Here is a 4,613-nt window from a genome sequence, read left to right on the forward strand (position 1 = left end):
GTAGCGGCCTGCAGTTCCGCCGTTCCGAGCGCGGCGCGGTGATTTCCGCCGCGCCGCTGCGCGCGGCCGTACCGGCGGCGAAGGTGCAGTCGCTGGCGGCGAAAGCGGAGCAGACCCTGGAGCGGGTGGTGGTGACCGGCTCGCGGATTCCCCGCGCCCAGCAGGAAGGGCCGTCGCCGGTCACGGTGATCAGCAGCGAGGAAATCCAGAACCGTGGCTACCGCAACGTCTTCGAGGCCTTGCAGACGCAGACCCAGAACACCGGCATGACCCAGGGCGAGGACTACGGCAACACCTGGCAACCGGCGGCCAACGCCCTCAACCTGCGCGATCTCGGCCCCAACCACACGCTGGTGCTGATCAACGGCCGGCGCGTCGCCGACTACCCGACCGCCTATGGCGGCTCGGTGAACTTCACCAACCTGGCGAACATCCCGGCGGTCATGATCGACCGCATCGAGATCCTCAGCGGCGGCGCCTCGGCGATCTATGGCTCGGATGCCATCGCCGGGGTGGTCAATATCGTCCTGAAGAAGAAATTCGATGGCGTCGACGTCAACCTGCGCGCCGGCACCACCGAGCGCGGCGGCGGCGACAACCAGCGCCTGCAACTGGTCGGCGGCGGTGCGACGGGCGACTTCGAAGGCCTGTTCGGCCTGCAGGTCGAGCAGCGCCAGCCGGTCTGGGCCAACCAGCGCGGTTTCATGGACAGCTACCCGGACGGCAACAACGTCGGTTACCGGCTGAACCCGCAGAGCGGACGCTACCTCGGCGACGCCTCCTGCGCCGGCCTCGGCGGCCTGTTCGGCGGCAACGTGGCGCCGGTGCCGGGCGCCAGGGGTGGCTATCGCTGCATGACCGACCAGTACTACAACAACTACTGGACCCTGCAGACCAAGAAGGAAAACTACGACGGCTACGCCGGCGGCACCTGGCACCTGAGCGACAGCGGCAAGCTGTTCGCCGACCTGCTGTTCGGCTTCGACCACCTGCAGAACAATACCCGCGGGCCGTCCTTCACCTCGCCGGACTTCATCAATGCCTCCAGCGGCGACCTGGAGCGCTGGTACCGGCTGTTCTCGCCCGAGGAGATCGGCGGCAAGAGCAGCAACAACAGCAAGTGGCGCGAGGTGTCCTGGACCGGCACCCTCGGCTACAGCGACCGCGTCGCCAATACTTCCTGGGAATACGAACTGGCCGCAACCCGCTCCGAGTACCGCAGCGACCGCACTACCCGCTACACCCCGGCGGCCGGGATCCTCGACCTGTACCTGGGCCGCAAGCTCGGCGAACGCGACGGCTACCCGGTCTACGATCCCGATCCGGCGCGCCTCGGACGTCCGCTGAGCGAGGAAGAGTGGCGCAGCCTGCGGCGCAACGTGACCCAGCACAGCGAGTCCTACTCGCAGACCTACAGCTTCACCGGCAACGGCGAGCTGTTCGACCTGCCGGCCGGCCCGGTGGCCTTCGCCGGCGTGCTGGAGGTGGGCAAGCAGGGCTACAGGATCCGTCCCGACTCGCAATACAACGACGGCTCCCTCTACAACGTCTCCAAGGCCAGTAGCTCCGGCGGCTCGCGCGACCGTTACGCCGCCGGCGGCGAATTCAGCATCCCGCTGCACGACACGCTGCTGGCGTCCGCCGCCGGCCGCTGGGACCAGTACAGGTTCAGCGGTCGCACCGAGGAGCAGACCACCTACAACCTGGGGCTGGAGTGGCGCCCGCTGACCAGCCTGCTGCTCCGCGGCAGCTACGGCACCAGCTTCCGCGCGCCGGACCTGAACTACATCTACCAGGCTGACGCCAACGGCTACTACCCGGCGCAGAAGGACTACTACGGTTGCGAGAAAGGCGTCGACGGCGCTTGCAAGAACGGTCGGGTCGACTACGTGCAGAGCGGCACGCCCGACCTGAAGTCCGAGCGCGGGCGCTACTGGAGCTACGGCTTCGTCTGGTCGCCGTCGAGCAGGTTCGACTTTTCCGCCGACTACTACCACATCCAGATCGACGACCTGCTGACCACCCTCGATCCGGACAAACTGCTGCGCGACGAGGCGGCCTGCCGCAGCGGCGGGCTCGATCCGGACTCGGCGCAGTGCCGCGACACCCTGGCGCGGGTCGAACGCAACGCCGGCGACGCCAGCGTCGATCCGAATCGCCTGAACAAGGTCTACGTCAATGCCATCAACGCGGCCAAGGAGCGCACCAGCGGCATCGACCTGCGCAGCAACATCCGCTGGGGCGCCGGTGACTACGGCGCGTTCTCCTCGACCCTCGGCTACACCCTGGTGTTGTCCCACGACTACCAGCAGTCCGACGACTACCCCAGCGAGAACCAGCGCGACAGCCTCGACTCCCACGACTGGCGCAGCAAACTCAACGCCAGCCTGACCTGGGACTACGCACAGTTCACCTCGACGCTCTTCGCGGTGCGCTACGGCAGCGTTACCAACGCCGCTGGCAGTGGGCGCCTGAGCCCGTGGACGGTGTTCAACGCCAGCGCCCGCTACCGGCTCAACGAACGCGCCAGCGTCGGCCTGACGGTGAACAACCTGCTCGACCAGATCAAGGAGGACGACTCCGATGGCTGGCCGTACTATCCCACCGGCAACTACGACGCCATGGGCCGCCAATGGTGGCTGGACTTCAGCTATCACTTCGGTGGTTGAGCCATGCCCGGACGCATCCTGGTCTTCGCCTGCTGCCTGCTCGCCAGCCTGGCCCGCAGCGAGCCGCGCCATGCCATCACGCTCTACGACGAGCCGGCGAAATACCCGCCGGGTTTCCAGCACTTCGACTTCGTCGACCCGCAGGCGCCCAAGGGCGGCAGCCTGCGGCGGATGGAAAGCGGCAGCTTCGACACGCTGAACCCCTTCGCCAACCGCGGCACGCCGATCAGCATGACCCAGGCCGCGCTGATCTACGAAACCCTCGGCTTCCAGTCGCTGGACGAGCCGTTCACCGAATACGGCTACCTGGCGCGCTACATCGAGAAAGCCCCGGACAACAGCTGGGTGCGTTTCCATATTGATCCGCGGGCGCGCTTCAGCGACGGCGTGGCGGTCACCGCCGAGGACGTGAAGTTTTCCTTCGACAGCCTGGTCGAGCAGGGCAGCCCGTTCTGGCGCGCCTACTACAAGGAGGTCCTCGAGCCGGTGGTGGAGGACCGCCTGCGCATCCGCTTCGACTTCCGTCATGCCGGCAACCGCGAACTGCCGCTGGTGCTGGCCCAGCTCTACGTGCTGCCCAGGCATTGGTGGCAGGGACGCGACTTCAACCGCAGCAGCATGCAGCCGCCGCTGGGCAGCGGACCTTACCGGCTGGAGAAGGCCGAGGCGGGGCGTTCGGTGAGCTACCGGCGCAACCCCGACTGGTGGGCTCGCGACCTGCCGGTCGGGCGTGGCCTGTACAACTTCGAGCGGATCCGTTTCGACTACTACCGCGACAGCGGCGTGGCCTTGCAGGCGTTCAAGGCCGGGCAGGCCGACATCAATGTCGAGACCAGCGTCAAGGCCTGGAGCAGCGGCTACGACTCGCCGGCCCTGCGCGATGGCCGGTTGCGCCAGGAGAGCTTTCCCTACCCGTACCCGGCCAGCCTCCAGGGCCTGGTGTTCAACCTGCGCCGGCCGCTGTTCGAGGACCGCCGGGTACGCCAGGCGCTGAGCCTGCTGTTCGACTTCGAATGGACCAACCGACAGCTCTTCGGCGGTCGCTACAAGCGCCTGCGCAGCTATTTCGACAACTCGGAGATGGCCGCTCGCGGCCTGCCCGGCGCCGACGAACTGGCCTTGCTGGAGCCGCTGCGTGGGCAGATCCCCGAGGAGGTCTTCGGCCAGGCCTACGCTCCGCCGGTGAACGACGGCAGCGGCGATATCCATGAGCGCCTGGTGCAGGCCTACCGCCTGCTCGGCGAGGCCGGCTGGCATGCCGTCGACGGACGCCTGCTGGATACCGCCGGACGGCCGCTGCGCTTCGAACTCCTGCTCCAGGGCAAGGGCCTGGAGCGCGCGCTGCTGCCGTTCCAGCGCAACCTGGCGCGGATCGGCATCGATATGCGCCTGCGCCAGGTGGACGCTTCGCAATACATCGAGCGCATACGTGCGCGGGACTACGACATGATCGTTTCGAGCTTCTCCCAGTCCAATTCGCCGGGCAACGAGCAGTACAGCTTCTGGCATTCCTCCAGCTACGCCGATCCCGGCGGCTACAACCGCATCGGCCTGAAGGACCCGGCCATCGACCGGCTGGTGCAGGCGGTGGTCGAGGCCGACTCGCGGGCCGCCCTGGAAACCGCCGTGCGCGCCCTCGACCGGGTGCTGCAATGGGGCTACTACCTGATCCCGACCTGGTATTCCGACGAGGTCTGGATCGCCAGCTGGAATCGCTTCGGCCGACCGCCGCAGGCGCCGCGCTACAGCCTGGGGCTGAACACCTGGTGGGAAGTCCGCGAGCGGGCCGCGCCGAGCCGGGAGGCGCAGTGACATGGGCGGCTACCTGTTGCGCCGCCTGGCGCTGATCCTGCCGACCCTGCTGGGCATCCTGCTGATCAACTTCGCCATCGTCCAGGCCGCACCCGGCGGGCCGGTGGATCAGGCCATCGCGCGCCTGCAGGG

The 4,613-nt window shown here is 67.7% G+C and carries 2 protein-coding genes and 1 pseudogene; all 3 read left to right on the top strand.

Going from position 1 to position 4,613, the window contains the following annotated elements:
• Positions 1 to 128 precede the first annotated feature (128 nt).
• Positions 129 to 2,669 carry a TonB-dependent receptor plug domain-containing protein gene (locus FFS27_RS28855; protein ID WP_003139667.1) on the top strand — a complete coding sequence of 847 codons (2,541 nt, stop codon included), beginning with the start codon at positions 129 to 131 and terminating at the stop codon, positions 2,667 to 2,669.
• A 3-nt stretch (positions 2,670 to 2,672) separates the two neighbouring features.
• Positions 2,673 to 4,481, top strand: a complete 1,809-nt coding sequence (locus FFS27_RS28860; RefSeq protein ID WP_015503012.1) for an extracellular solute-binding protein — start codon at positions 2,673 to 2,675, stop codon at positions 4,479 to 4,481.
• 1 nt (position 4,482) lies between these two features.
• Positions 4,483 to 4,613: pseudogene (locus FFS27_RS28865) on the top strand (peptide ABC transporter permease); the annotation flags it as partial.

This window comes from Pseudomonas sp. 2VD (assembly GCF_005503585.1).
Taxonomy (GTDB): domain Bacteria; phylum Pseudomonadota; class Gammaproteobacteria; order Pseudomonadales; family Pseudomonadaceae; genus Pseudomonas; species Pseudomonas aeruginosa.

Excerpts from the sequence above, each read along its gene's own strand:
- FFS27_RS28860 (WP_015503012.1), top strand. The coding sequence starts at position 2,673 with ATGCCCGGACGCATCCTGGTCTTCGCCTGCTGCCTGCTCGCCAGCCTG.